Here is a 26,973-nt window from a genome sequence, read left to right as displayed (position 1 = left end):
GGGCGGCCCGGCAGGGGGCCGCCCGGCCTGCCGGGGACCCGAACGACGTCGGCCTCCACGACCCGGTCGTGGTCCTGGAGGCCGACGTCGTCGTAAGGGGTGGGCGCGGGTGCCGAGCGCTGCCGGCTGGGTGCCGGCGTGGCCCGGGACGAACGCGCCGCCCCGTCGACGCGGAGATCGACGGGGCGGGGTCGGCCGTGGACCGGCCGACGCTCCCGGTGCGTTCCGGCGGCCGGGCGCCTCGGTGGCTGCGGGCCGGATCAACCGGTGGCGGCGCCCTGCCGGTGCGCGCGGACGATCTCCGCGTAGCGTCGTCCGCTCGTCTTGACGGTGCGCTCCTGGGTCGCGTAGTCGACGTGGACGAGGCCGAAGCGCTTGTCGTAGCCGTAGGCCCACTCGAAGTTGTCCAGCAGGGACCAGGCGTAGTAGCCGGCGAGCGGGGCGCCCTTGCGCACGGCGCGGGCGCAGGCCGCCAGGTGCTGTTCCAGGTAGCGGGTGCGGCCGGGGTCGTCGACGGTGCCGTCGGGTGCGACGGTGTCGGGGAAGGCGGAGCCGTTCTCGGTGACGTACAGGCGGTTGACGCCGTAGTCGTCGGTGAGGCGCATGAGCATGCCCTCCAGGCCGTCGGCGTCGATCTGCCAGTCCATGCCCGTGCGCGGGACGTCGGGCAGGCGGACCTCGCGGGCGTACGGGACCGGTCCCTCGGGGTCGTCGGCGACGGTGACCGGGAAGTAGTAGTTGAGTCCGTGCCAGTCCAGCGGTGCGGCGATGGTCTCCGCATCGCCCGGGCGCTCGGGGAGTTCGACCCCGTACAGTTCGCGCATGTCGGCGGGGAAGCCGCGGCCGTGGATCGGGTCCAGCCACCACCGGTTGGTGTGGCCGTCCATCCGCGCGGCGGCCGCGACGTCCTCCGGCCGGGTCGAGGCGGCCGCGACGGTGGAGTGGTTGGTGACCAGGCCGACCTGGGCGCCCGGGGCGGCCGCCCGGATCGCCTGGGTGGCCAGGCCGTGGCCCAGCAGCAGGTGGTAGGAGGCGCGGACCGCCGCGGTCAGGTCGGTGAGGCCGGGCGCCATCCTGCCCTCGAGGTGGCCAATCCAGGCGGAGCACAGCGGTTCGTTCAGGGTGGCCCACCGGGTCACCCGGTCGCCCAGTCGCTCGGCGACGAGCGAGGCGTAGCGGGCGAGGTGTTCGGCGGTGGCGCGATCCGTCCAGCCTCCCCGGTCCTGGAGGGCCTGCGGGAGGTCCCAGTGGTAGACCGTCACGTTCGGGGTGATGCCCGCCTCCAGCAGGGCGTCGACCAACCGGTCGTAGAAGTCGAGGCCCTTGGCGTTGACCGGGCCGTCGCCGCCGGGCACCACCCGGGGCCAGGCGATGGACAACCGATAGGCGTCGGTGCCCAGTTCCTTCATCAGCGACACGTCTTCGCGCCACCGGTGGTAGTGGTCGCAGGCGGTGTCGCCGTGGTCGTCGTTGTCGATCTTTCCGGGGGTGTGCGAGAAGGTGTCCCAGATGGACGGTGAGCGGCCGTCCTCGGCGACGGCTCCCTCGATCTGGTAGGCGGAGGTGGCGGTGCCCCAGGTGAAGTCGTGGGGAAAGGCGGCGAGGTCGATCGGGTCGGACACGGTGAACCTTTCGGAAGGGGAGCAGGGCGTTACTTGACCGCGCCCGCGGTGAGTCCGGTGACGAGGTAGCGCTGCAGGAGGAGGAAGCCGGCGACGACGGGCAGGCTGACGACCAGCGAGGCGGCCATGATCTGGTTCCAGTAGACGTCGTTGAGGGTGGAGTAGCCCTGGAGGCCCACGGCGAGGGTCCGGGTGGCGTCGTTGGTCATGACCGAGGCGAAGAGGACCTCTCCCCAGGCGGTCATGAAGGCGTAGACGGCGACCGCGACGATGCCGGGGATCGCGGCCGGCACCACGATGCGGAACAGGGTTCTGAGCGGGCCGCACCCGTCGACCATGGCCGCCTCGTCCAGGTCGCGCGGCACCGAGTCGAAGTAGCCGATCAGCATCCAGATCGAGAACGGCAGGGTGAAGGTGAGATACGTCAGGATCAGCCCGCCGCGGGAGCCGAACAGGGCGATCCCGGTGGCGTTGCCGATGTTGACGTAGAGGAGGAACAGCGGCAGCAGGAACAGGATGCCGGGGAACATCTGCGTGGACAGCACGGTGACCGTGAAGACACGTTTGCCGCGGAAGGAGTAGCGGCTGACCGCGTACGCGGCGAACACCGCGATCACCACCGAGCCGGCTGTCGCCGCCCCCGCCACGATCAGCGAGTTCGTGAAGTATCTCGCCAGCGGGATGGTCGACCAGATGTCGATGTACGGGCGGAAGGTCAGGCCGCTGGGCAGCCAGCGGAACTTCCCGGAGACGTCCTGCAAGGGCTTCAGCGAGCTGGACACCATGACGTACACCGGCACCAGGACGAAGCCGGCCAGCAGGGTGAGGAAGACTCGCCGGGACCAGTGGAAGGAACGCGGCGGAGCCATCGGCGAACGGGTCGGCCGGGACGTCCGGACGGTGCTAGACATCGGCCGTCTTCCTTCCTCGGGAGGTCAGCAGCAGGTAGCCGCCGGTCACCACCAGCAGGAACAGCAGCAGCAGGACGGACATCGCCGAGCCGGTGCCGAAGTTCCAGGTGACGAAGGACGACTGGTAGATGTGGATCGACACGAGGTCGGCGGCCTCGGGCGCGGACTTGCCGAACAGGACGTAGGGGGTGTTGAAGTCGTTGAAGGTCCACAGGAACAGCACCAGGATCAGCACCTGGTTGACGGGACGCAGCGAGGGCAGGGTGATGCGGCGGATCTGCTGCCACATCCCCGCCCCGTCCAGGGCGGCGGCCTCGTACAGCTCCTTGGGGATGTTCTGGAGTCCGGCCATCACGATGAGGAAGGCGAACGGCCAGCCCTTCCACACCGAGACGGTCAGCAGCGCGTAGAAGCTGTTGTCGCCGATGAGCCAGAAGGAGGGTTTGTCGGTGAGGTGGAGCTGGTCGTGCAGGACGTGGTTCACCAGGCCGTTGTCGTGCTGGAACATGAACGCCCAGGTGATGACGGCCGCGTAGACCGGCAGGGCGTAGGGGATGAGGAACACCGTGCGCAGCAGTCCGCGGCCGCGGAAGGTGTCCTGCATGTAGATGGCGGCCGCGGTGCCGATCGCCCAGCACAGGCCGACCGAGAGCAGGGTGAACCCGACGGTGACGAGGAAGGAGTGCAGCAGGGCCTCGCCGACGGGGCCGTTGACGTCGACCGACAGCTTGTAGTTGTCCAGGCCGGACCAGGGCGCGGTGCCCCAGTCACGGATGTAGAACTGGGTGAGTTCCTTGAAGCTCATGGTGATGCCGATGACCATCGGCACCAGGTGGACGAGGAGTTCGAGGATCAGGGCGGGCAGGAGCAGCAGGTACGGCAGTCCGATGCGCTTGATCCGCCCGGGGCGGCGCGGGCCACGCGCCGCCCCGGGGGAGTTCTCGCGCACCGACCGCGTGTCCGTCTCGGGCATCGTGGTCGTCATGAGGGTGTCCGTGCTCACTTCGCCGGCATCTGCTGCTGGGCCTTCCGCAGCCTGGCCTTCACCGATTCGGTGGTCACCGCGTGTCCGGCCGCCGCCTCGGCGAACAGTTCCTTCACCGCCGTGCCCACGGCCGTCTCGAACTGGGACTCGTCGGCCACCTGCGGCAGCGCCTGCGCGCTGGTGGCGAGGGTCTGGCGGAGCACCGCGGTGCCCTGGGCGTTGAACGCCGGGTCCGACTGTGCCGACTTGACCGGCGGGATGGACCCGTAGGCGGTGTTGAGGATCTTCTGCTCCTCGTCACTGGTCATGAACTTCACGAACTTCGCGGCGCCGTCGAGGTTGTGGGTGTTCTTGAAGACCGCCATGTTGATGCCGGCCACCATCGAGTTGACCTGGGCGCCGGTGCCGGGAGTGCCGGCCTGCACCGGTGCCGGCGCGACGGCCCAGTCCGCGTCCTTCATGCCCAGCGACTTGAAGGTGGCGGAGGCCGTCTGCCACAGCACCATCGCCGTCTTGCCCTTGGCGAAGTCGCTCAGGGACTGGTTCTGCGCGTACTCGGCGTTGCTCTGCGGGATGGCCTTGTCCTTGGCCATCAGGTCGACGTACTGCTTGACCGCCGCGACCGCGCCGTCGTTGGTGAAGTCGGGCTTGCCGTCGGCGGTGAAGAAGTCCGCGTGGTGCTGCTTGGCGAGGACGAAGACCTGGTGGATGTTCTCGGAGAGGTTGGAGCCCTCCGTACCGAGGGCCTGCTTGCCCTTCGCCTGGATCTTCTTGGCGTCTGCGGTCAGCTCGGCCCAGGTGGCCGGCGGCTTGGCGATGCCCGCGTCGGCGAAGATCTTCTTGTTGTAGTACAGCGCGTACGACATCGAGTACAGCGGCACGGCGGCCGGGTCCTCGCTCCGCACTCCGGTCGAGCCGAGGGCCGAGTCGACGAAACGGTCCTTGCCGCCGATCTTGGCGAAGTTCTCCGCGTCCCAGGGCAGCAGCGCGCCGGTGGCCTGCAGGGAGGCGCTCCAGGTGTTTCCGATGTTCAGCACGTCGGGGCCCTGGCCGGAGGTGGTCGCGGTGAGGATCCGGTTCAGCAGATCCGCCCAGGGCACGACCTCCAGCTTCACCTTGATGCCCGTCCGCTTCTCGAACTTGTCGAGTTCGGGCTGGAGGACCTTCTTGTCCACGGCGATGCTCGCGCCCTGGTTGGAGGCCCAGTAGGTGAGCGTCTTCGGCGAGTCGTTGGTCCCGCCGCCACTGGACGAACCTCCTCCGCAGGCCGTGGCCGCGCAGGCGAGAGACAGAGAGACGGCGCCTACGGCCGCGGCTCGGATGTAACGCATGGCTCCTGGTGTCCCTTTCCGGGAGGCGAAAGCCGTGGAGGGCACCTGTCCGAGGACACCGCGCCCGTTCACACCCTGAACTACTCCACGGCTTAATTTATGATGTGAGTTAAGACCCACGGGAAGGGCGACGTCAAGGGGTTCGGTCCCGCGCCTTACCCGACCGCATCGGGGAGAAGAGGGCCAAGTGGTCGACCGGAGTGGCCGAACGGTCCGTGACCTGCGGCGCAAGAGCCGGGCCGGCGTTCTGCAACAGTTGTATTTCGACGGGCCGATGAGCCGTCACTCGCTCATCCCGGCGACCGGTCTGAGCTCGGGCGCGGTCAGCAACGTGGTGGCCGAGCTGATCGCCGACGGGCTGGTGGAGGAGGCCGGCAGTGTCGACTCCCGTCGCGGGCGGCCGCGCGTCCTGGTGCGCATCGCGCCCGGCAGCGGCCACCTCATCGGCGTGGACGTCGGCGAGACCGGGGTGCGGGTCGAGCTGTTCGACCTGTCCCTGGAGCAACTCGCCCGCAGCGAGATCCCGTTGACCCGGCGCTCCGGCCGGTCCTACGACGTCGACGCCGTCGTGCGAGCCATCGCCGACGGTGTCGCCGAGGTCCTGCGGACGTCCGCTGTCGATGCCGGCAGCCTGCTCGGCGTCGGCATCGGGGTGCCCGGGATCGTCGACAGCGGCGTCGAGGGCGGCGCGGTCGTCCACGGCCAGACGATCGGCTGGGAGGCCGTACCCCTGGAGCGTCTCCTGCGCCGCACCGGACGCCTTCCGGCGCACGTTCCGTATGTCATCGCCAACGGAGCCATGACCCTGGGCCAGGCGGAGATGTGGTTCGGTGCCGGGCGCGGCGCGCGCTCCGCAGTGGTGGTGCTCTTCGGCTCCGGTGTGGGCGCCTGCGTGGTCACCGACGGCGTCGAGCGGGGCCGGGCGGTCGAATGGGGTCACCTGACGGTGGAGGTGCGGGGGCGGCGTTGCCGCTGCGGCGCGTCCGGCTGTCTGGAGGCGTACGCGGGCGCCGAGGCACTTCTCGACCGCTGGCGCGAGGCGGGCGGCAGGTCCTCGGCGGGCGCCGACCAGGAGAAGGCGTTCACCGAACTGCTGACGGCGGCCTATCCGCAGCACGGGGGCAGAGCCGACCCCGTGGCGGCCGCGGTACTCGCCGAGACGGCCGAGTATCTCGGCGCGGGTCTGTCCGACCTGATCAACCTCTTCCAACCCGAACGGATCCTCGTCGGTGGCTGGGCCGGTCTCCTTCTCGGACCCCGTTTCCTGCGGTCGGTGCGCACGCACGCTCTCGCGCATGCGCTGCGGCACCCCGCCGCGCGGGTGGACATCGGGCTCGGGCGGCTCGGCGCGGACGCGGTGACCCTGGGCGCGGCCGCTCTGCCGCTCACCGACTTCTTCGCCCACGGCGGCCGCCTCCCCCGTCCCGCGCCCGAGCGGGCCCACTCCGGTGAGCCGGGCTGAGCCGAGGACCGGCTCACTGATCGCTTCGCGATCAGGGCGTGGACGGCCGACTCCTCACGCACAGCGGTGGCGGCCACGGCTTCAACGACTTCGCCGGGCACATCGCCGCCGGCTCGGTGGGCAGCGCCGCCCTCGCCGGCGGATGCCGGTCCGGCTCCCGGCCCGGTGAGCCGTCGGTCCGGCCCGACCACGACGTGTCGGCCGGCCGATCCGATGTCCACGACCGCTCAGGCGGTCACCCGCACGATCAGTTCGGGTTCGAAGAGGACGGACGTGGGATCGGTGCGTTCCTTCCGGATGTGCTCGTCGAGCAGCCGGGCCATCTCCGCCGCCATCCGCTCGACCGGCTGACGGACCGTGGTCAGCGGCGGAACGCAGGCGCGCGCGATCCCTGAGTCGTCGAAACCGATCACCGCGACGTCGTGCGGCACCCGCCTGCCCCGCTCGCGGAGCAACTGGCAGGCGCCCTGGGCCATAAGGTCGTTGGCGACGAACACGCCGTCCACGTCCGGGTGTTCGGCGAGCAGGCGCGCCATGGCGGCGACGCCGCTGTCGAAGGTGAAACCGCCCTCGGCGGCCGGCACGAACGCATGGCCGCCGCGGGCCAGCCCGTCACGGAAGCCCGCGAGCCGCTCCCGGCTCGCGGGAACAGCGAGGGGGCCGGAGACGGTGGCCGGTCTGCGGCAGCCCCGCGCCAGGAGGTGTTCCGCCGCGAGCCGCCCGCCGTCCCGGTGGTCCAGGTCCACGTAGCTGAGGCCCACCTCGCGTGCCGGGCGCGCGAACAGCACTGTCGGCAGTCCCGCCCCGGCCAGCATCGCGGGCAGCGGGTCGTCGGGGTGGGTCGAGACGACGAGGGCTCCGTCGGCGCGGCCCTGCCGCAGGTAGTCGAGCACCTCGTGCCGGTCGTCGCGCGATTCGACGAACATGAGCACCGGGTGCATGGAACGCGGACGCAGGAAGCCGACGACCCCGGAGACCACCCTGCCGAAGAAGGGGTCCGCGCAGGCCCGGGCGGCGAAGGCGTCCTGGGTGTCTTCGGGGAGGCCGCCCGCTCCGGACACCACGAGCGCGACCGTCTCGGCACGCCGGGTCACCAGCGACCGGGCGGCCCGGTTGGGGGTGTAGCCGGTGCGTTCGATCGCGCGGTGCACCAGTTCCTGGATCGCCGGGTCCACATTGCGGACCCTGTTCACGACCCGGGACACGGTCGCCCGGGACACCCCTGCCTCGCGGGCTACGTCCTCCAAGGTCGGGGCCTGGTTGCTCATACCCGCACCTTAACCGCGCGCCGCAAATACCGTACAGGGCGCTTCCCTTCGTCCCCGGGCCGCCGCGCGGCGGCTGTCGAACCGCGGTGGCGCACGACGCGTGTCGGTACGTCCTCAAGCGGAGTACCGAGGTTCCAGCGATGCTTCCGGTGTAGCCGTGCACCGGTGGAGCGGGGCGGCCGACGCGTGGCCCTCGGCGAGGCCGCGCGCGGACACTCCGATCACGGGCGTACGACGGGATCAGCCGCGGCCTCGGCCCACCGCCGAATCGCTACGGCCGCGATGGACCGGGGCGGCTCCGGTCGGGCGTCGGATCGGCCCGGCTGTCGTCGCCGAGCGCCCGGAGAGGAGTTGACGGGCACAGGGATTCTCACTCTGCGCTTCCGGACGATCGCGCACGGTGGCATGATCCTACGGGTGGACTACCAACGTTGCGTGGACATCCTCGCGAAGCTGCACGGAAACCCCCACGGACTTCCCCGGGAACTGCGACAGGCGAACGTCTCCAGGCTGCTGGAGGCGCTGGGCCGTCCTGAGCGGGGACTGCGCGGGATGCTGGTCGTCGGGACGAACGGCAAGGGATCGACCTGCGCGTTCGCGGTGTCGGCAGTCGCCTCGACCGGTGCACGGGTGGGTAGCATGCCCAGCCCGCACCTGCAGGAGCCCAGGGAGCGGATCCGGATCGATGGAGTTCCCGTCACGCGCGCCGAGTACACGGCGGCGTTCGCCGAGGTCTGGCGCGCGATCGAGCGGCACGGGCTGCCCGTGCTGGCTCAGGGCGTCTACACGGCCACCGCGGCAGTGCACTTCCGGCGGGCGGACGTGGCCCTGACGGTGGCCGAGGCGGGCATCGGCGGAAGCAGGGCCGCGGCCGCGGAGCTCGGCCTGGACGTGAAGGTCGTCACCGGTGTAGGGCTCGACCACACCCGGCTGCTCGGCGGTTCCCTGGCCCAGATCGCTCAGGCCAAGGTCGGAGCCGTGCGGGACAGGGACCATGTGGTTCTCGGACGGCTGGCCCCCGAAGCGGCCACCAGCGCAAAACAGGTCCTCGAGGAACGGACGGGACTGTCCGTGTGGCGCATGGACCACGAGATCCGCTACACGGCCCGAGCCGCCGGCTGCGACGGCGACCGCGGCTCGGTGACGCTGCTGGACGTCACCACTCCCCGCGCCGTACACCGCGGTCTGCCCTGCCCGCTGTCCGGTGCGCACCAGCACCACAATCTCGCGGTCGCCATCGCCGCAGTGGACGCCATGGCCGAACGCGGCCACATCCGTGAGCCGGACGGCGAACAGCTCCGTGCGCGACTGGCGGCCACCCGCTGGCCCGGCCGCCTCGAACTCGTCCCGCACGCCCGGCTGGGCGGCTGGACGGGCCGCGTCCTCCTGGAAGGCGCCACCAACCCGCAAGGTGTCGCGACCGTCGCACCGGAGTTCCTGCGTCATGCCCGCGCCGGCGGCCGCTCCGGTCCGCCCGTGCAGGTCTTCGCCGCGATGGACGACAAGGACGTGTCCGGCATGCTCGCCCCTCTCCCCTCCGACTGGCCCCTGGTACTCACCCGCACCGGCTCGCACCAGGCCGCGGACCCCACCGCCCTGCACGGCCGGCTCTCCCCCAGCCGTCAGGGACCGTGCCTGACAGCCGAAGACGCCCCATCGGCGCTGCACCGGGCCGCCGAACTCGCCGGACCGGGCGGCCTGATCATCGTCTTCGGCTCGCTGCGCCTCGTCGGTGAATGCCGCACCGCGCTTGCTCTGCCGCCCGGGTGAGGAAGCGGCGACCGGCCGGTTCCACCACGCCTGCACCACCGCCGGGGGGTTTCGGGGGCAGGTGCGCGTGAAGGCCGCCCCGGCGACAACGGGTCCGACCCGTGCTCCGCGCGAGCAGGGGCCGGACCGCTGGCGGGGCGAGACCTCACGTTCCGGCGACCACCGGGGCGCCCGACAGTTTCACGCCGGCCTGCCGGAGTTGTTCGCAGGCCTGCTCGATGGTGCCGTGGCTGACGCCGGCGGTCAGGTCCAGCAGCACCTGGGTGTCGAAGCCGGCCGCGGCCGCGTCCAGGGCGGTGGCCTTCACACAGTGATCGGTGGCGATCCCGACCACGTCCACCGCGCTCACGCCCCGCTCCCGCAGCCACGTCGCCAGTCCTGTGCCGTCCTCGTCGGCTCCCTCGAAGCCGCTGTAGGCAGCGGCGTAGGCGCCCTTGTAGAAGACGGCGTCGATCACCCCCGCCTGCACCGCGGGAACGAAGTTCGGATGGAAGCCGGATCCTTGCGTGCCGGCCACGCAGTGCACCGGCCAGGAGGTCTTGAAGTCGGGGTTGTCGGAGAAGTGGTCTCCTGGGTCGATGTGATGGTCCCGGGTGGCCACCACATGCGTGTACCCGGCCTCGTCGGCCCGTGAGACCAGGTCGCAGGCCTTCACCGCGATCTCCGCTCCGCCGGCCACCGCGACGCTGCCGCCCTCGCAGAAATCGTTCTGCACGTCCACCACGATCAGCGCACGTCCCATGTCACTGCCCTCCATTCCGCTCTCATGTACAAGATCTTTCGCTCAGCCACGCGCGCAGTACCTGCGTCAGCGGGGCTCCACGGGTCGTGCGTTGGCCGGTAGGGCCGGATGTGGCTGAGCAGGGCCTGCCAGTAGCAGCTCGCGAGGAGTGGCCGTCCGGCTCTTCGGTACTCCCTGACTGCTGATCGAGATGTGCGCGCCTCGTGCGGTCGCTGTTGACGGAGCGGACAGCGGGGTGTCGCCCGGCCCCTGGCGCGCTGTGCGGAACGGCGCGGGGCGAATGACGTGCGGCCGCCGTCCGGCCCCTGCCCGAACGGACCGGTCAGCGTGGCGCCGTGGCGACCGGCCGGCCCGACGAGGGGATCCCGTGCCGGGCGGATGCGGTGCGATCAGATGTGCCCGGAGGAGCGGCTGCCCGGAGCGTTCGGGTCACCGGAGTGGACGTACCCTTGTGCCGCACGGATGAACTCCTGCCGCGAGACGTGGCCGACACCGTCGAGGTCCGTCTTGCGGAAGGTTTCGAACGCGTCCGGCTGGGAGACCTGCCGGACCCTGCGGAAGTGGCCATGGCTCTGTCCTTCCGTGAGCGAGCTTCACAGGGGCATCCGCATTGTTACGGAATATTCACGTAAGGGATGCCATGACCGTTGCGTGTCGCCGAGGGACCGCTCCATCGACCGCATCTGCCACTGCGTCGCACGGCGGAACAGCCGTCGTGGATCGACCGGAGCGACGGCTGTCCGGCCGGCCACGCGACCAGCCCACCCGCACCGCGCCGGGTGTGGCCGCCGTCTCGGCGGTAGGCCGTGCTGCCGACGGGCGGTCAGAACGTCCTGTGGGTACGTGTTCCACCTGCCGTTCGAGGCGCCGGCCTGATCCCCGCGGGTCTCGTCGTACCCGCTGCCGTTCGTGGCCTGCCGACCCACCGGGCGGGGCCTTCCCTCCGTGATGAACCGTGGTGCCTGCGCTTCCCGCCGCAGCGGCGAAGGGGGGCCGGACTGTCCGACCCCCCTTGTCTGTGCCGGGAGTTACTCGGCGACCTCGTGGTCGTGGCCCTCGTGCAGACCACCGCCGCTGCCGGCCGACCCCCTGGTGTTCCGCGGCGCCACCGGCTTGCTCAGGAGGCCGGTGTCCCAGGCGTACTGGCCCGCCGCGTTGGCGATGACGTCGATGTTGACGTCGAACGCCTTCATGTCGATGTTCCTCAGGTCGTCGCAAGCGGCGTGGTAGCAAGCGTCGTACGCGACACCGGTCTTGCCGCCGTACGCCTTCGTCTGCTCGGCCGTCTTGACGCCCTCGGCACCGGTGAAGGTGCCGCCCGAGGGGATGCCCACTTCGATGAACGGCCCGTAGTCGGACCGGCCGGTGAAGTCGGTGCCCTCGTACGCGGCGCCCCGGCTGTCGAGGTAGTCGGTGATCTGCCGCTCCAGCTGCGCCGAGCCCTCCGGGCCCGGGCCGGCACCGACCTGGTCGGAGTCGTCGCCGTCATAGACGAACTGGGCGTAGTTCGGCGAGGCGATCATGTCGAAGTTCAGGTACAGCTTGACCTTGGCGAGGTCCGCCGCCGAGAGGCTGTCGACGTACGCCTCCGAGCCCAGCAGGCCGAACTCCTCAGCCGACCACCAGGCGAAGCGCACCTTGTTCTTGGTCTTCTCGTGGGCCAGGTTCAGGGCCACGTCGAGGATGCCCGCGGAGCCGGAGCCGTTGTCGTTGATGCCCGGGCCGTCCGCCACCGAGTCCAGGTGGGCGCCGAACATCACCACGTCGTCGGCGGCGCCGCCCTTGGTCTCGGCGATCACGTTGTAGGTGTGCCGGGTCTCCGAGAAGGTGCGGATCTCCAGGTTGACGGTCACCGCGCCGGCGGCGGCCTTGGCCGCGAGCGCCTCGCCGTCCGCCTGTGTGATGCCGCCGGCCGGGATCTTGGCGACGGACGGGTCTCCCAGGGTGCCGTTGAGCGCGCCCTCGGTGTTGTTGTAGATGATCGCACCGACCGCGCCCGCACCGGCGGCGGCCGCCTGCTTCTCCGCGAAGGTGCAGCCGCCGCGCTTGATCAGCGCGATCCTGCCGGTGAACGTCCCGGAGGCGTAGTCCTCCGGACCGCAGCCGGTGGTGTCGTCGACCGGCACCACCGCGACCTGGGCGGTGGTGCCGCCGACCGCGCTGTTGGCGGAGTACGTCATGGCGATCACCGGGACGTCCTGCTGCTGCGGCGACACCACCCGCAGGCTCTGCGCCAGCGTCTCGGTGAACGGGAAGTCGAACTCGTTCCGGGTCACCGAGTACCCGGCCTTTCGCAGCAGGCCCTCGACGTACTCGGCCGACTTCCGGTGCCCCTCCGACCCGGCCACCCGCGTGTTGCCGTTCTTGTCGGCGATCCGCTGGAACTGTCTCAGATGCTCGTAGGCGTCCTTGGCGTCGGACTTCTTGACGAGCTTCTTCGCGAGCTTGGCAGCCTCCTTGGCAGGGTCGCTGTGGGCGGAGGCGGTGCCCGATCCGATCAGCAGCAGCGGCATGATGAGCCCTGCGACGGATACGGCGGCTACCGTGGTGCGGCGGTTGCGAGCGTTCAAAGCGCTTCCTTCCGGCGGTCCATGAGGAATGGGCGTGAAACCGAAAACAGCCGAACGACGTGCAGCGGTACTCCGGGCAGGCAGGTACGGCCGGATCGCTCCGCCCCCTGCCACCGGCAAGGAGAAAGGTATCCGCTCGGTAAACGCTTCGTAATGGGTTGACGGGAATCTTCGGCGCCTACGAGCCGTGCTCACCACCCGTGGACCAACTCGGGAAGGACGTACCTCACCCGGGTGACCGATCGACAGGTCGCTCATCGAGAGCGGTGTTCGCGGTGTCGGCCGGGAAGGCGCGTCCGTGCCCGGCGCAGTGGACGACGACGGCACCGCCGACGGCTCCTCCCTCATCGACGAGATCGTCCGGGGGGCGCGCGAGGGACTTGAACTCGCGCCAGCAGCGGGCGTCGAGAGAACTCCCCGATCGACCAGGCCGCCTTTCGGCGCGACCGGCGCAGCGTCCTCAACGAGGACACCCCGGCGTGCCACTGCGCCCCGTCTCCCGGGGCGCAGTGCAGCCCTGCCCCTGGCCGCGTGGCCCCGAGGCCGATCGGGCCGGGGCCGGCGGCGCGGTCACGGCCCGGTGTGGAGGTGGGCGGCCCACAGGTAGGGCGAGCGGACGCGGTCCTGGCCGTGGCCCAGGTCGCGGCCGTCACGGACGTCCCGCACGGCGTGGTGCAGGGCGAGCGCCGCCCGGTTCGGATCGATCGTGCCGGCCGCGTTGCGCAACTGTACGTAGAAGGACTCCGCGACCCGCGCGGAGACCTCGTCGTCGATCTCCCAGAACGTGCCGATCACGTGGGGAAAGCCGGCGAGCTGGAAGGCGGCGGCAAGGTGGATGGACTCGTCCGTGAGCCGGAGGTCCCCGGTCCAGGCGGTGCGGCAGGCGGACAGGTAAGCGAGTTGGGCGCCGTCCAGCCGGACCGGGGCCAGACCGGCCACCGTCAGCGGGTCCTCGGCGTGGTCGTGGAGCAGCAGGCGGCTTTGCGAGGGGTCGGCGAGGTCGCTGGTGCCATGGCAGGCGAAGTGCGCGATCCGGCAGGAGGCGAGGCGCGCCAGGACGTCCGCTTTGACCGGAGGACGCTCCCCCGCGCCGGCGGGGGCGTCGGAGCCGATGAGGACGTCGAGATCGGGCACCTGTTCCCGGAGCGCCGCGACCTCCTGCGGGATGTGGCGGAGCCGTCCGCCGTCGGGGAGTCCGGGCGTGGTGGGCATCGCGGCGACAAACCCGCAGGGAGCGGTTCCGGCCGCGACCGGGGTCTGGGCCGCGAGCCGCTCGCGGCTGTGCCGCAGCGCCCGGATGGTCGGGGTGTACGAGGAGACCACCCGGTCCATGACGGTACGTCGGCCCGGCGCGTCGGACGGGTCGGTGTGGTGGCCGGCGGCATGCAGGGGCAGCAGGTTGAGGAAACCGGTGGGTATCCACCACACCCGTGGCCAGTCGGCGTCCGGGCCCGGTTGGCTGCGGTGGCCGAGCTCTTCCAGGACGGGACCGGTGACGGTGTCCCACAGCCACTCCAGCACCTCGGTCATGTTCTGCTGCGCCCACCGGCGGCGTCGCCGGTGCTCGCGGCCCGTCGCGGTGGCGATGGTGTGGACGGCTTCGGTGAAGCACTCGGCCGCGTCGATGAGGTCGGAGACCTCTAGACCGGGAAGGGGAAGGTGGGCGACGCCCGCTGGGGTGACGAGGATCGCGTCGGCCCGCAGGAGTCCGACGTTGAGCACGACGATCGCGCCGTGGCACGCCTCGGCGACGAGGACGTCCGGCTCGGGCGGCAGGCCGAAGCGGGCCATACCGTCCAGGGCACGGATCCGCACAAGGGTGTCCTCGAAGTCCGCGGCCACCCGGTGGCGGTCGTCGGCTCCCTCTCCGTGGTCCCAGGGCAGGGAACCGTCGGCGGCCCCCGCTGCGGTGGGCACGGCAAGCGGGCGGGCCGGGCCCGGCCGGTCGAGGCGGTCGCGTAGCCGGCTGAACCGCTCGGCGAGGGCCGGGGCAAGACGACGTACCTCGGTCAGGTCGTCGCGAGCCTCCAAGCCCTGGCTCAGCAGGATGGCGCGGCCTGATTCGAGCAACCCCAGGGCACGGGAGGCCCGCTGCTCTCCGGTTCCACGAGGGTCTGCGAGAACCAGTTCGGCGGCCTGCCCGGCGGTGCCCAGAAGGCCGTGGTCGTCGGTGAGGCCGGCGAGTTCGTGTTGCTGGTCGACGCGTCGCAGTTGCCGTGGGGCCACGCCGGCCAGCAGCCGCACCGCGCTCGCGGCGAGGTCTGCCGCCCGGCCGGGGTCCGTCGTCCTGAGCAGGGCTGCCGCCGCCCGGGCCGACCGGATGCGCAGCGACGGCGCGGCGGTCGGCACCTGGGAGGCGGTGGCGTACGAGTCGCACGCGCGTTCGCGGTCTGTCAGGTCGGAGGTGGCGCGGAACCGAGTGTGCTGGATCTCGGCCAGGACGGACAGGTAGACCGCCCTCAGGGGATGGTCGGGCGGTGTGGCGAAGATGGTGGACTCGGCGTTCTTCAGGGCCTCCTCCAGGGCGGCGCGATCTCCGTTGGCCTCGTACACGAGGCGGAGCGCGCGGGCCAGGGCGGAGCGGAACTCCGCCCGGTCGGGGTGCCGTGCGGTTGAGATGCTCAGCGCCCTGCGCAGCGCCCGGACGGCGCCGAAAAGGCAGTCCGGACGCCCGGTGAGCTGGTACAGGGCGAGCAGAGTGGTCGCGGCTTCGAACGGGGCGCCCGAGATCCAGGTGGTGTCGCGACCGACGGATTCGAGAGCACTGAACAGGTGGGCGGAGGCCATCAGCTGCCTGACGTCCGCGGTGCGCTCGCCCCGGACCCGCAGGACTGTCCCCAGGAGGGAGAGACAGCCGGGGAAGTCCGGACTGTCCGGGGAGACGGCGTCCATGGCGGCCTCGGCATGCGCGACCGCCAGGTCCAGGTCCGCCGTGTCGCGGAACAGCTCGTATCGCGTCCGATACGCCTCCGCCAGGGCCACCAGGCGGCGGATGGAGGCCGTGTCGTCGCCGGACGTGGTCTCGTAGGCTCGCTGGGCCGCCGCGACGGCAAGGTCGGCGTCCTCCCGGTTCCCGGTGCGCTGCGCGCGCGTGGCGAGGGCGTACGCGAGGTTGTGCTGACACTTCGACCAGTATGGGTCCTCCTGCGAACCCGCTCGTACGGCGCGCTGTCCGACGGTGACCGCCTCGTCGAGATCCGCCTCGTCCCTGTAGGCGCGGAAGCGTTCGATCAGCAGCACGATCAGGGCCGAGTTGTCCTCGAGCCAGCCCGTGTTCGCGGACGGGGCGGTGTCAGCGGTCTCCCCCCGGTGCTGGATGGCCTCGTCGAGTTCGGACCGCAGCCGACTCCGCTGGTAGCGCGAGAACAGCAGGACGGAGAGGTTGGAGAGGACCACCGGCCGCAGCTCGTGGCCGACCGGGGCGTACCTCAGGGAAGCGCGGGCGAGTTCGAGGGCCTTGTCCAGGTGGCGGTCGCTGCCGGTGAGTTCGAATCGGTCGAAGTGCCGGTTCGAGCGGGTGTTCAGCCACAGCACCGAGCCCGTGTCGCCGACCGGGGCTTCGTCGGAGCCGGGGACGGGTGCGTCCGGGGCCGTCACGCTCGCCGTGAAGAGCTCCGGCCCGTCGGCGGTCTCGTCGGCGGGGCCGTGCCGTCCGTTCTGCCGGAACAGTGCCCATAACGCGGTGGCCGACAGCGTCTCGTTCGGGTCCTCGCCGGTTGTCCCCCAGTCCAGCAGCGTCTCGGCCAGCGGCCTGGCCGCCTCGTCCACCAGGGGAAGCAGCACCTCCGGCACGACGTCGACGGCCGCCAGGCGGAACGGGACGAACGCCTCGACCGCCCGGTCGAGGTTTTCCTGGCGTTCCCCGTCCCGGCCCGCCAGGTACCGGCGGAGGTTGATGGTGCCCAGCGTGTACCGCTGGGGCAGCCGGTCGACGTCCAGACCGAGGGCGGAGGTGACGACGCGCAGTCTGGCCTGCGCCCGCGGGTCGAGGATCGTGTTGATGGCCGACCTCGTGCCCACGACGTCCGCGAACCAGCGCCGGACGATCGCCCGCCGTCTTCCTTCGGCCTTCGGCCTGTTCCGACGTCGCTCACGGTCTCTTCGCGCAGCCGACCACAAGGCACCCTGTTCTTCCCTGAAACGTTGGAAGAGTTCCCGCCGATTCGTGATCGTCACGCGTCCCCCGCTCTGTCTCCCCGTTCGCATGCTAGGACCGATGTCCCTGGCTCAGAAGGGAGTTGCTCCGATACGCTCGTGCGTCGTCCCGCCAGGGCGCACAGGAGTACACGGAGCTGGAGGGTCGGGGCGGCGGTGCCTGATCGGGTGCATGGCGGCGTGCCGGGAACTCAGGGGGGCCATGAGCGGCGAATCGGAATCGGTGGAGGCCGCCCGCACGGTGGCGGAGCGGCTGGCCGTGGTCTGCCGCAATCTGAACGAGATACGCGCTGACCTGAGCGACACTCCGAGTGGCGCCGATGCGGTGGACCGGGTGCTTGAGGCGGCTCGCGGCAGCGGAAATCTCGGTACGGCACTCTCCGCACTGCATGCGGCCCTCCAGGCCGCGGACCCGCACGGGCTGGACGGCTACACGGCGGACGGCCACAGCACCCGCGGGCCGGCCGGCGGCGCCTTGCCGGCCGGGACCGGGCGCTCCCGTCCTGGCGAGCGGGTCTACCTGTGTCCGGAACGGCGGTGCACCCGATACTGGTGGCCAGTGGCGGCGGTCGCCGTCCCAGCGTGCGCCGTCACCGGGACGACGATGCGGAGGGAACTGCTGTAGTGATGGGCGGACTGCTGTCGGAACTCGGCAAGGCTCTCGCCGAACGCTGGCTGTCGCTGCTCGCGCTGCCGGGAGCCCTGTTCCTCGCCGTCGCGGGTGCCGCCCACGAGTTGGGCCAGGCCCATCCGTTCCGCGTGCACCGTCTGGTGGACGCGGCCACGGCTGCGACCGCCCACCCGGCGGCGAGATCGGTGGGCGGGCAGATCATCCTGCTCGCCATGGTGCTGGCCGGCGCGGCGGCGGCGGGCCTCACCGCCCAGGCGCTCGGCTCGTTGGTCGAACGTCTCCTCCTCGCGGCTGACTGGCCGTCCTGGCCGCCCGTACTGCGCCAGTGGGCCGCGCGGCGCACCCTGTCGCGGCAGCTCCGCTGGGACTCCGCCGCTCAGGAGTACGACCGTCTCCGGGAACTGGCCGCCCGGAGCCTGGCCGCCGGCCGCCGTGCCGATCCGGCCGCCCGGCACGCCGCCGAGCAGCGGATGTCCCGTATCGCGGCCGAGCGACCACGGCGGCCGACCTGGTGCGGGAACCGGATCGACGCGGTGGCCGTGCGCCTCGACCGCGACCATGGCATCGACCTGGCAGTGGTTTGGCCGCAGCTGTGGCTGGTCATGCCCGAGGAGAGTCGCACCCAGGTCGTCACCGCCCGCGAGGACCTCGCGCGCGCCGCCGCCCTCTTCGGCTGGTCTCTGGTCTACCTTCCCCTCACCGTGTGGTGGTGGCCCGCCGCCGCCGTCTCCATCATCCTCGCGGTCATCGGCAACGGGCGGGTCCGGGCGACTGCGGACGCCTACGCGCTGCTGGTGGAGGCGGCGGCCCACCTGCACTTGAGGACGCTGGCCGACCACCTCGGCCTCGAGTACACCGGCCCGATGTCCCCGGAGGACGGTGACCGTCTGACCAACCTGCTCAGGCCGCCCGTTCCGCCCCGGCCACGCGTGACACTGCCCTCCCCGGCGTCCCCGGCCGGACCGGGCGATGGCGGCGGCCGATGACGGCGCGCCCTGCAGATGCATCGCCTGCCCGGTAGTTCATGACGTCCACCGGCAGACACCACGACGCAACGCGCTGGGCTCGGCCGTGTTCGCGGTGTTCGCGACCGCCACGACCGTGGCCCCTTCGTCGGTGGGCGGTTCGTCGACCGGTTCGGGCGGGCGGCGGCGTTGTGCGGAAGCGCGCTCCTCGAGGCCCGCGGACCGGCCCTGGTGATCTTCGTGGACAATCAGGCGGTCGCCGCCACGGCCGTTCTGTGGGGACTCGGCACGTCGCTCGGGTTCCCCGTCGCGCTCTCCGCGGCGGGCGACTCCCACGACGACTCCACCGCCCGCGTCTCGCTGGCCGCGACCGACGGCTATGTCGCTCTCCTGGTGGGCCCGCCCTCCCTCGGTCACCTCGGCGAGCACTTCGGGTTGCGGCACGCCCTGATCTGGCGCTCGTCCTGGTGGTGGCCGGGCCGCCCTGTTGGCCACACCGGCCGCCCGTTCGCCCCGGGAAGCGCCGGACACGGAACCGGTGACCCGGGGCCCGGTGCCCGTCGGACCGTCGGACCGCTCGGCGAGCATCCGCTCACCCCGCCCGTGGAGCCGAGTCGGAGCCCAGGTCGCCCAGGACTTCGCCGGCCGGTCTCGCACGGAGCGGGCGAGAGGGCCGGTGCCTCCGCCCGGCCGCCTGGCTCAGACCGGCAGGCGGGGCACGCTGTCGATCAGGCGCCGGGTGTACGGGTGCTCAGGCGCGCCCAGCACCCGGTCGGTGTCGCCCTGTTCGACCAGCCGCCCGCGTTCCAGCACCGCCGTGCGCTCGCACAGGGCCGCGACGACCGAGAGGTCGTGGCTGACCATCACCAGGGTCAGGTCGCGCTCCAGCTTCAGCTCGGCGAGCAGGTCGACGACCTTGACCCGGGTCGTCAGGTCGAGCGCGCTCACGGGTTCGTCCGCCAGCAGGACGCGCGGGTCGCACACGATGGCGCGGGCGATGGCGATGCGCTGGCGCTGGCCGCCGGAGAACTCGTGCGGGTAGCGGCCGGCCGCGTCGGCGGGCAGGCCGACCCGCTCCAGCGCGGCGGCCACCTTCGGCGCGGCGGTGGTACGGCTGTCCAGGCCGAGGGAGCGCAGCGGCTCCGCGACGATCGCGGCCACCCGCCGGCGCGGGTCCAGGGAGGAGTAGGGGTCCTGGAACACGCACTGCACGCCGCGCCGGAACCTGCTCATCTGGCGGCGGTCGCGCGGGGCGAGTGGCTCGCCGTCGAAGCGGACCGTGCCGCCGGTCGGACGGGCGAGGCCGAGCAGGAGGCGCAGCAGGGTGGTCTTGCCGGCTCCGGACTCGCCGACCAGGGCCAGCGACCGACCCGGTTCGACGGCCAGGGACACGCCCCGGACGACGTCGGCGGCGGCGCCCCGGTAGCGGACGGACACGTCGTCGAGTTCCAGTACGGGGGTCATCGCGCGCTCCTCAGGTCCAGGGCGGCTTCCAGCTTGCGGGCACCGGCGACGAGCGTCCTGGTGTACTCGGCCCGGGGGGCGCCGATGACGTCCAGGACCGGGCCCTCCTCGACGGCCCGGCCGTCCTTCAGCACGAGCGCGCGGTCGGTGACCTTCGCGACGACGGCCAGGTCGTGGCTGACGAACAGCACGGCCATCCCGCGCTCGCGCACCAGGGTGTCGAGGAGGTCGAGCATCTCGGCCTGCACGGACACGTCGAGGGCGGTGGTCGGCTCGTCGGCGATGAGCAGGTCCGGTTCGCAGGCGAGCGCCATGGCGAGGGCGACGCGTTGGCGCTGGCCGCCGGAGATCTCGTGCGGGAAAGCGCGGGCGATCCGGCCGGGTTCGGGCAGCCGCACGCGGTCGAGGGCCTCGCCGACGGCGGCACGCAGCCGCCTGCCCTTGAGGCCGGTGCGGCGGGCCAGGGGCTCGGCGACCTGGCGGCCCACCCGCATCAGCGGGTCCAGGGCGGTGAGCGGCTCCTGGAAGACCACGGCCACGCGGCGACCGCGTACGGCTGTGAGCTGCTTCTCGGTGGCGCCGACCACCTGGGTCCCGGCCAGGGTCACGCTGCCTTCCGCGCGCATGCCGTCGGGCAGCAGGCCCAGAAGGGCGAGGGTGGTCAGGGACTTGCCGGATCCGGACTCGCCGATCAGACCGAGGCGTTCGCCCGCGTCGAGACGGAAGGAGAGGTCGTCTACCAGGGTGCGCCCGTCGGCGGCGCGCACGGACAGGCCGGTTACGTCGAGGAGGGTCATGACCGCCTCCGTCGGGTCGCCGGGTCGAGGGTGTCGCGCAGTCCGTCGGCGATCAGGTTGACGCCGACGACGAGCAGGACCAGCAGGACGCCGGGGGCCAGGGCGCCGGCGGGGGCGGTCATGAAGGTGGCCTGGGCCTCCTGGAGCATGCGGCCCCAGGAAGCGTTGGGCGGCGGCGCGCCGAGGCCGAGGTAGGACAGTCCGGCCTCGGCCAGCACGGCGAGACCGAACTGGAGGGCCAGATTGACCACCAGGGTGGGCCAGATGTTCGGCAGGACGTGGCCGGTGACGGTGCGCGGCCAGGAGGTGCCCGAGGTGCGGGCGGCCGTGATGTAGTCCTGCGCGAGGACCCGCTTCACCAGGATCCGCACCAGCCGGGCGACGACCGCGCTCTGGGCCAGGCCGATCGCGAGGACGGCCGAGCCGAGGGTGGCCGAGCGTGCGGCGACGACCAGCATCGCCAGCAGCAGCGTCGGGAAGGCGATCAGGATGTCCAGGAACGCGGCCAGGGTGTCGTCGAGCCAGCCCTGGGCGAACGCGGCGAGCACCCCGAGGGTGACGCCGACGAGCGCGGCGATCAGCACCGAGCCGAGGCCCGCCTCGACGGCGATCCGCGAGCCGGTCATCAGCTGGGTGAACAGGTCCCGGCCCAGCTTGTCGGTGCCGAGCAGATGACCGCCGCCGGGACCGGCGAGCCGGCCGCCGGAGGTGTCGTCGGTGGCGTACGGCAGCCAGATGAGTGAGACCAGGGCGAGCAGCACGATCAGACCGGCCAGGGTGCAGCCGGCGAGCAGGGTCGCCGAGCGGCGGCGCGGCTCGGCGGGGGCCGCGCCCAGGACCTTTCCTGGTACGTCGGTCGTGGTCATCGGGTGCCTCCCGACAGCCGGCCGCGCAGCCGCGGGTCGACGATCCGCTGCACCAGGTCGGCGACGAAGCCGATCAGCAGGACGGCGAGGGTGGAGACGAACAGGACGCCCTGGATGACCGGGTAGTCGTGCTGGGCGATGCCGGTGGCGAGCAGGGAGCCCAGGCCGGGCAGCGCGTACACCGTCTCCACGACGACCGCGCCGAGCAGGGTCGAGGCGAGTTCGATGCCGAGCACGGAGATGACCGGCACGGAGGCGCTGCGCAGTCCGTGGCGCCACATGGCCGCCGGGAAGGACGCGCCGAGGGCACGGGCGGTGCGCAGGTGGTCGCTGCCGAGGACGTCGAGGGTGGCCGAGCGGACGTACCGGATCAGCGAGGCGCTCATCACCAAGGCGATGGTGACCACCGGCAGGACGAGGGAGCGTACGGCGTCGGCGGGCGCGGCCCAGCCGTCCTGCGGGAAGCCCCCGGACGGCAGCCAGCCGGCGTTCAGCGCGAACACCGCGATGAGGATCATGCCGAGCCAGAACACCGGGACGGCCATGCCCAGTTGGGAGATCCCGCTGAGCAGGGCGCCGTACCAGGTGTGCCGCTTGTGGGCGGCGACGAAGCCGACGGGTACGGCGACGAGCACGGCCAGCACGAACGCGGCCAGCGTCAGCGGGACGGTGACGTTCAGACGGGCGGTCACCTCGGGGCCGACCGGCAGCGAGCTGACGAAGGAGGTGCCGAGGTCGCCGCTCGCCAGCTGCCCGAGCCAGTGGGTGAACTGCTCGGGCAGCGGCCGGTCGGAGCCGATGGAGTGGCGGGCCGCGGCGATCTGCTCCGGGCTCGCGCCCACCGAGGTCAGCGCGTTGGCCGGGTCGCCGGGCAGCAGGCGCAGCAGCACGAACAGCACCACGCTCGCCAGGACCAGCGACACCGCCAGGAAGGCGAGACGTCTGAGGAGATAGCGCCCCATCAGTCCTTCTTCTTGATGTCGAAGGCGTAGAACTGGGAGTTGAGGCCGTTGAGCGGGTAGCCGGAGAGCTTGGTGCCGGCGACCACGATCTGCGGGTAGAGGTAGAGCCAGTCGCTGGCCGCGTCCTCGGCGGTCTTGCGGTTGACCTTCTTCAGCAGTTCGGTCTGCCGCGCGGTCGTGGTGGCCTCCTCGGCCTGCTCGACCCACTTGGTGACCTGCTTGTCGTCGTAGCCCCAGTAGAAGTCGGGGTTGCCGTACCAGACCAGGTCGCGGTCGTTGACGTGCTCCTGGAGCGTCGCCGTGAAGTCGTGGTTCTTGTAGACCTTGGTGTACCACTCGTCGGGCGTGATCGTGTTGATCCTGACGGTGATGCCGACCTTGGCGAGCTGCGACTTGATGAAGGTCGCCGCGGTGGGGTGCGGGTCGTAGTTGGGGGTGTCGAGGGTGAAGGAGAAGCCCTTGGCGTAACCGGCCTCGGCGAGCAGCTTCTTGGCCTTGGTGACGTCGTAGGCGTTGACCTTGGTGAGGTCCTCGTACCAGGGGTCGGTGGGCGGCACCATCGAGCCGATGAGCTTGCCGTAGCCGCCCCAGACGGACTCCAGGAGCTTCTTGTCGTCGATGGCGGCGGAGACGGCCCGGCGCACCCGGACGTCCGTGAAGGGCTTGGCCTTGTCGTTGAAGGCGAGCAGCAGCTTGGTGGTGGAGTCGCCGTCGTTGACCTTGTAGTTCTGGTTGCTCTTGAACTGGTCCAGGGCGTCCGGCGACTGCTCGCCGGTGACCACGTCGACGGCGTTGGTCAGCAGGGCGTTGTTGAGGGCGGTGGCGTCCTTGAAGTAGTGGAAGACGACCTGCTTGTTGGCCGCCGGGGCGCCCCAGTAGCCGGCGAACCGGTTGAGGCCGAGCGCGGAGCCGCGGGTCCACTTGCCGAGGGTGTAGGGGCCGGTGCCGTCCTCGCTGGTCTTCAGGTTCTTCGCCTGGGAGTTGATGATCCAGACGTAGGAGAGGTTGTAGACGAAGGAGATCGACCGCTTCGACAGCGTGACCTTGACGGTGTGCGCGTCGGGGGTGGCGATGTCCTTGACGACCTCCAGGTTGCTCTTGCGGGCGGACTGCGAGTCGTCGGCGAGGACCTTTTGCAGGCTGTACTTGACGTCGGCGCTGGTGAGTTCCTTGCCGCTGTGGAACTTCACGCCGCTGCGCAGGGTGAAGGTGTAGGTGAGGCCGTCGGCGCTGGTCTTGTAGTCCTGGGCGAGGAGCTTGTCGACCTTGCCGTCGTCGGTGAGCCGGAAGAGGCCTTCGTAGACGTTGCCGTTGAGGGCCTCGGTGACGCCCTGACCGCCGCCCGCGGTGTTGTCGAGGTTCTGCGGCTCATACAGGGAGCCGATGTTGACGGTGGCGTTCTTGTCCCAGGTGCCGCCGGAGGCGCTGGTCGCGGAGCCGCCGCAGGCGGTGAGGACGAGCGCGAGGGTGGCGGTGGTCGCGGCGGCGTACAGGGCGGGCTTGTTCAGTCTCATGACGTACGAGTGCTTTCGTGCTGCGGTACGGGCGGGGGCGGCGGGCGGTCAGTGCTGCGCGGGGAAGCCGTCGCGGAAGACGGGGCGCTTCTCGCCGGCCTCGACGGGCAGGTGGAAGCGGTTCTGCCGCGGCGGCATCGGACAGTTGTACTGATCGGAGAAGCCGCAGGGCGGCACGAAGGCCCGGTTGAAGTCGAGGACGACCCGGCCGGCGTCGTCGGTCCGCTGGACGAACAGGAAGCGGCCGGCGCCGTAGGTGGTGTCCCCGTTGGTGGGGTCGCCGAAGACGAGCAGCAGGGTGCCGTCGTCGTCGAAGGCGCTGAGGGTGTAGTCGCGGCCGTCGACGGTGAGCGCGATGTCGCCGGGGACGACGAGGTCGCGGGTGCCGCCGTTGTCCCGGATGTGCTCGAAGGGGATCCGTCGGGCGCCCGGGACCGGCGTGTAGGTGGCCTTCAGGACCCAGGCCGGGTCGTACGGGAAGGCGTCCACGTCCTCGAAGTGGCGGATGGCGGGCGCGTCGGCGTCCCAGAAGCGCAGGCCGTGCTCGGGCTCGCCGGTGACGAGGTCGGTGCGGCTGAGTGTGGTGATCGTCACCGAGTCGGGCTGCCCGGCGCGGGCCGCGTCGGCGTCGGCCTCCTCGCCGGCCGGGAGCCAGCGGGTCTCGACGAGGGCGAGGTTGCCGGTCGGCGAGGTGAGCGCGCGGCGGCGCTCGGCGCGCCAGGCGTCCCACTCCTGCCGCGGGTCGACGGGGGCCGGAGAGGCGGAGGAGTGGGACACGGCGGTACTCATTCGGCTAGCAGGGTTGGATCACCACGGAAAGTCAATGCGTGGCCAAAGTAGGTACTTTATCGGCCATAAGATCGCCTAATGTCAAACGGTCGTCTCATCCACTGAGACGATGAATGGACGAGTCGGCGGCGCGACCGTACGCGCCCGCCCGCGAGGCGGGGTGCCGGGTCGCTCGTTCCTCCGACTGGGCCGTTCGGACGGGGCCGTTCCGGGCACCGGGATCCCATGACCGACGACGCAAGCCGCATCCGGCTGGTGCAAGCCGTGCTCGACACCACCGACGCCCGCCGACTCGCCGAGTTCTACCGGTCCCTGCTGGGACTCGTCTACGCCGAGGGGGACGAGCCGCCGTCGGCCGGGCAGCCGGACGAGCACGGCGGGGACTGGCTCGTACTGCGCGACCCCGACGGCGGCCCGCGGCTCGCCTTCCAGCAGGTGACGCGCCTGCGCGAACCGGACTGGCCGGACGGCCCGGTGCCTCAGCAGATGCACCTCGACCTGAGCGTCACCTCGCTGGAGGAGCTGCGGAACCAGCACGAGCGCGTGCTCGCCCTCGGCGGCGCCCTGCTCAGCAACCGGGACCGGCCGGACCCCGACGACGAGGAGCGCTTCCGCGTCTACCGGGACCCCGAGGGCCACCCGTTCTGCGTCTTCGTCGCGGAGCGGAACGAGTAGCCCGCCGGCGCGAGTCCGTCCCCGGGCGGCGGACCGGTGCACGGCCGTGCCGCCCGTGCGATCGCTCCGGCGGGCGGCCCGGACGTCTGTCGTGCCGCCCGGACGGGGGCGGGCCGGGCCCTGCGCGGGGGCCCGGTCCGAGGCTGCGCGGCCCCGGGCCGACCGCCGGACCAGGGCCCGTTCAGGGCGCGCCCGCCGGCGCGGCGGCCCGGTCTCCTGGGGAGGCTCGGGACTGAGGCTGTCCAGGGTGCGGACCTTGCGCAGCGGGGACAGGGCCAGGAAGAGACTGGTGCTCAGCAGCCCCACGGTCCCGACCAGAAGCCGCTCCGAGCAGCCCCGGACGGGTGCCGAGCCAGCCTCCGAGCAGCGAGCCGACCGGCTTCACGCCCAGGGCGACGAAGAGGTAGGCGGCGTTGGTGCGTCCCAGGAGCCGCTGCGGGGTCACCGTCTGCCGGATCGTCATGGTGTGCACGTTGCAGGCGGTGATGCCGAACCCCTGCACGAAGAACGCGGCGGCGAACAGCGGAGCCGCCCATGTGCCGCGGTGTACGGCCGGCAGGAGCAGCGGTGCGAGATCGCCGACCACCGCGGCGATCACCAGGGTGCGGCCCAGGCCCACCCGGTGGGCGAGACGGTCGGTGAGCGCCGCGCCGAGCAGTGCGCCCACGGCGCCGATGGACAGCAGCAGTCCCGCGGACAGGGCGAGGATCGTGGGGACGATCTGCCAGCACAGGTTGTGACCGGCGGCTTCGCCGAGAGTGGCCCGCAGGTACCCGCTGTGCGGTAGGCGATGGTGAAGAACACCCGCGCCGTTCCGGACGCGCGGGCCAGCGCCAGCAGCCGGCCGAACGTCAGCAGGTCCGGCGCCGCCAGCATGGGGATGGCGCCGATCGGCAGCGCCTGTCCCAGGTTGCAGAGGATCAGTACGCCGCGCCGCTGCCAGCGGTCGACGAGGAGGCCCGCGGGCAGACCGAGGATGACGTACGGGGCGAACGTCAGCGCGCCCAGCAGCCCGAACTGCGCCGGTGTGGCGTCGAAGGTGAGTACCGCGGTCAGCGGCATCGCCAGCTGGTACACCTGGCTTCCGACCAGCGAGGCGGTCTCGTCGGCCCAGACGAAGTTGAAGTCCCCGCGCCAGCCCTCGGCCACGAATGACCCGGCGGTGAACTGCGGCAGGTGCGCGAGACCGAGGTGCCCGTCTCCGACGCGCCACGGCACGTCCACCGCGTCCCCCGGCCCCTCGGTGTCGTCCTGATGGTCTACGAAGTGCGGCCCACCGTCACCGTGGACGGCGCCCTGCTCCCGGTCGCCGTCGGAAACGCCGCGCTGCTGCGCGGCGACGTGACTCGCCTCTGATCGACCCAGAAGACGACCTGAAACGCAGAAAACCCCGCACCACAAGGTGCGGGGTTTTCCTCAAAATTTGTTCGGCGGTGTCCTACTCTCCCACAGGGTCCCCCCTGCAGTACCATCGGCGCTGTGAGGCTTAGCTTC

General features: G+C 71.5%; 22 protein-coding genes. 6 read left to right on the top strand and 16 right to left on the bottom strand.

The window, feature by feature from the left end; all coding sequences use genetic code 11:
• Nucleotides 1-260 precede the first annotated feature (260 nt).
• The 4 genes from ACF061_RS24005 to ACF061_RS23990 are packed head-to-tail and all read right to left on the bottom strand — an operon-like array spanning nucleotide 261 to nucleotide 4,849.
• On the bottom strand, nucleotides 261-1,622 hold the full coding sequence (locus tag ACF061_RS24005) for a GH1 family beta-glucosidase (RefSeq protein WP_392269007.1): 1,362 nt from the start codon (nucleotides 1,620-1,622) through the stop codon (nucleotides 261-263).
• Nucleotides 1,623-1,651: 29 nt separating this feature from the next.
• Entirely contained in the window at nucleotides 1,652-2,533 is an 882-nt protein-coding gene (locus tag ACF061_RS24000) for a carbohydrate ABC transporter permease (protein WP_392269006.1), read from the bottom strand.
• Nucleotides 2,526-3,518 carry a carbohydrate ABC transporter permease gene (locus ACF061_RS23995; RefSeq protein WP_392269005.1) on the bottom strand — a complete coding sequence of 331 codons (993 nt, stop codon included), beginning with the start codon at nucleotides 3,516-3,518 and terminating at the stop codon, nucleotides 2,526-2,528. The genes ACF061_RS24000 and ACF061_RS23995 overlap by 8 nt, the downstream gene beginning before the upstream one ends.
• A 14-nt stretch (nucleotides 3,519-3,532) precedes the next feature.
• Entirely contained in the window at nucleotides 3,533-4,849 is a 1,317-nt protein-coding gene (locus tag ACF061_RS23990; RefSeq protein ID WP_392269004.1) for an ABC transporter substrate-binding protein, read from the bottom strand.
• A 187-nt stretch (nucleotides 4,850-5,036) separates the two neighbouring features.
• Between ACF061_RS23990 and ACF061_RS23985 the strand changes: the two genes are divergently transcribed.
• Nucleotides 5,037-6,311, top strand: a complete 1,275-nt coding sequence (locus ACF061_RS23985; protein WP_392269003.1) for an ROK family protein — start codon at nucleotides 5,037-5,039, stop codon at nucleotides 6,309-6,311.
• A 227-nt stretch (nucleotides 6,312-6,538) separates the two neighbouring features.
• On the opposite strand, the gene ACF061_RS23980 is transcribed toward ACF061_RS23985, so the two are convergent.
• A complete protein-coding gene (locus tag ACF061_RS23980; protein WP_392269002.1) occupies nucleotides 6,539-7,579 on the bottom strand; it encodes a LacI family DNA-binding transcriptional regulator in 1,041 nt (346 codons plus the stop codon).
• Nucleotides 7,580-7,996: 417 nt separating this feature from the next.
• On the opposite strand from ACF061_RS23980, the gene ACF061_RS23975 reads away from it, so the two are divergent.
• Nucleotides 7,997-9,349: a bifunctional folylpolyglutamate synthase/dihydrofolate synthase gene (locus tag ACF061_RS23975; RefSeq protein ID WP_392269001.1), complete on the top strand. Its 1,353-nt coding sequence runs from the start codon at nucleotides 7,997-7,999 to the stop codon at nucleotides 9,347-9,349.
• 145 nt (nucleotides 9,350-9,494) lie between these two features.
• Here the strand turns inward: ACF061_RS23975 and ACF061_RS23970 are convergent, their stop codons facing one another.
• From ACF061_RS23970 to ACF061_RS23960, 3 genes are all read right to left on the bottom strand, one after another.
• Nucleotides 9,495-10,091, bottom strand: a complete 597-nt coding sequence (locus ACF061_RS23970) for an isochorismatase family protein (RefSeq protein ID WP_392269000.1) — start codon at nucleotides 10,089-10,091, stop codon at nucleotides 9,495-9,497.
• A gap of 1,028 nt (nucleotides 10,092-11,119) precedes the next feature.
• Entirely contained in the window at nucleotides 11,120-12,661 is a 1,542-nt protein-coding gene (locus ACF061_RS23965) for a M28 family metallopeptidase (protein WP_392268999.1), read from the bottom strand.
• Between the two features lie 570 nt (nucleotides 12,662-13,231).
• Nucleotides 13,232-16,681 (bottom strand): CHAT domain-containing protein, encoded by a 3,450-nt coding sequence (locus ACF061_RS23960; RefSeq protein WP_392268998.1) that lies wholly within the window; start codon nucleotides 16,679-16,681, stop codon nucleotides 13,232-13,234.
• 337 nt (nucleotides 16,682-17,018) lie between these two features.
• Between ACF061_RS23960 and ACF061_RS23955 the strand changes: the two genes are divergently transcribed.
• Both ACF061_RS23955 and ACF061_RS23950 read left to right on the top strand, forming a co-directional pair.
• A complete protein-coding gene (locus ACF061_RS23955; RefSeq protein ID WP_392268997.1) occupies nucleotides 17,019-17,441 on the top strand; it encodes a hypothetical protein in 423 nt (140 codons plus the stop codon).
• 2 nt (nucleotides 17,442-17,443) lie between these two features.
• Nucleotides 17,444-18,433: a hypothetical protein gene (locus tag ACF061_RS23950; protein WP_392268996.1), complete on the top strand. Its 990-nt coding sequence runs from the start codon at nucleotides 17,444-17,446 to the stop codon at nucleotides 18,431-18,433.
• A 678-nt stretch (nucleotides 18,434-19,111) separates the two neighbouring features.
• Here ACF061_RS23950 and ACF061_RS23945 read toward each other — a convergent pair.
• From ACF061_RS23945 to ACF061_RS23920, 6 genes are read right to left on the bottom strand one after another with little or no spacing between them, the layout of a single operon-like run.
• Nucleotides 19,112-19,876, bottom strand: a complete 765-nt coding sequence (locus tag ACF061_RS23945) for an ABC transporter ATP-binding protein (RefSeq protein WP_392268995.1) — start codon at nucleotides 19,874-19,876, stop codon at nucleotides 19,112-19,114.
• Nucleotides 19,873-20,673: an ATP-binding cassette domain-containing protein gene (locus tag ACF061_RS23940; protein ID WP_392268994.1), complete on the bottom strand. Its 801-nt coding sequence runs from the start codon at nucleotides 20,671-20,673 to the stop codon at nucleotides 19,873-19,875. Before ACF061_RS23940 ends, ACF061_RS23945 begins: the two co-directional genes overlap by 4 nt.
• Nucleotides 20,670-21,539, bottom strand: a complete 870-nt coding sequence (locus tag ACF061_RS23935) for an ABC transporter permease (protein WP_392268993.1) — start codon at nucleotides 21,537-21,539, stop codon at nucleotides 20,670-20,672. The genes ACF061_RS23940 and ACF061_RS23935 overlap by 4 nt, the downstream gene beginning before the upstream one ends.
• Nucleotides 21,536-22,501 carry an ABC transporter permease gene (locus ACF061_RS23930; RefSeq protein WP_392268992.1) on the bottom strand — a complete coding sequence of 322 codons (966 nt, stop codon included), beginning with the start codon at nucleotides 22,499-22,501 and terminating at the stop codon, nucleotides 21,536-21,538. Before ACF061_RS23930 ends, ACF061_RS23935 begins: the two co-directional genes overlap by 4 nt.
• Nucleotides 22,501-24,015, bottom strand: a complete 1,515-nt coding sequence (locus tag ACF061_RS23925) for an ABC transporter substrate-binding protein (RefSeq protein ID WP_392268991.1) — start codon at nucleotides 24,013-24,015, stop codon at nucleotides 22,501-22,503. Before ACF061_RS23925 ends, ACF061_RS23930 begins: the two co-directional genes overlap by 1 nt.
• Nucleotides 24,016-24,063: 48 nt before the next feature.
• On the bottom strand, nucleotides 24,064-24,804 hold the full coding sequence (locus ACF061_RS23920) for a DUF1684 domain-containing protein (protein WP_392268990.1): 741 nt from the start codon (nucleotides 24,802-24,804) through the stop codon (nucleotides 24,064-24,066).
• Between the two features lie 225 nt (nucleotides 24,805-25,029).
• On the opposite strand from ACF061_RS23920, the gene ACF061_RS23915 reads away from it, so the two are divergent.
• Nucleotides 25,030-25,479: a VOC family protein gene (locus ACF061_RS23915; protein ID WP_392268989.1), complete on the top strand. Its 450-nt coding sequence runs from the start codon at nucleotides 25,030-25,032 to the stop codon at nucleotides 25,477-25,479.
• 181 nt (nucleotides 25,480-25,660) lie between these two features.
• Here the strand turns inward: ACF061_RS23915 and ACF061_RS23910 are convergent, their stop codons facing one another.
• On the bottom strand, nucleotides 25,661-26,146 hold the full coding sequence (locus tag ACF061_RS23910) for a hypothetical protein (protein WP_392268988.1): 486 nt from the start codon (nucleotides 26,144-26,146) through the stop codon (nucleotides 25,661-25,663).
• A complete protein-coding gene (locus tag ACF061_RS23905) occupies nucleotides 26,074-26,628 on the bottom strand; it encodes an MFS transporter (RefSeq protein WP_392268987.1) in 555 nt (184 codons plus the stop codon). The genes ACF061_RS23910 and ACF061_RS23905 overlap by 73 nt, the downstream gene beginning before the upstream one ends.
• Nucleotides 26,629-26,655: 27 nt before the next feature.
• Here ACF061_RS23905 and ACF061_RS23900 point away from each other — a divergent pair, with 27 nt between their 5' ends.
• Nucleotides 26,656-26,835: a hypothetical protein gene (locus ACF061_RS23900; protein ID WP_392268986.1), complete on the top strand. Its 180-nt coding sequence runs from the start codon at nucleotides 26,656-26,658 to the stop codon at nucleotides 26,833-26,835.
• Nucleotides 26,836-26,973: the final 138 nt, after the last annotated feature.

Source organism: Streptomyces sp. NPDC015220 (assembly GCF_043079345.1).
Lineage (GTDB): Bacteria > Actinomycetota > Actinomycetes > Streptomycetales > Streptomycetaceae > Streptomyces.
This window is presented reverse-complemented; position numbering and strand designations above follow the sequence as displayed.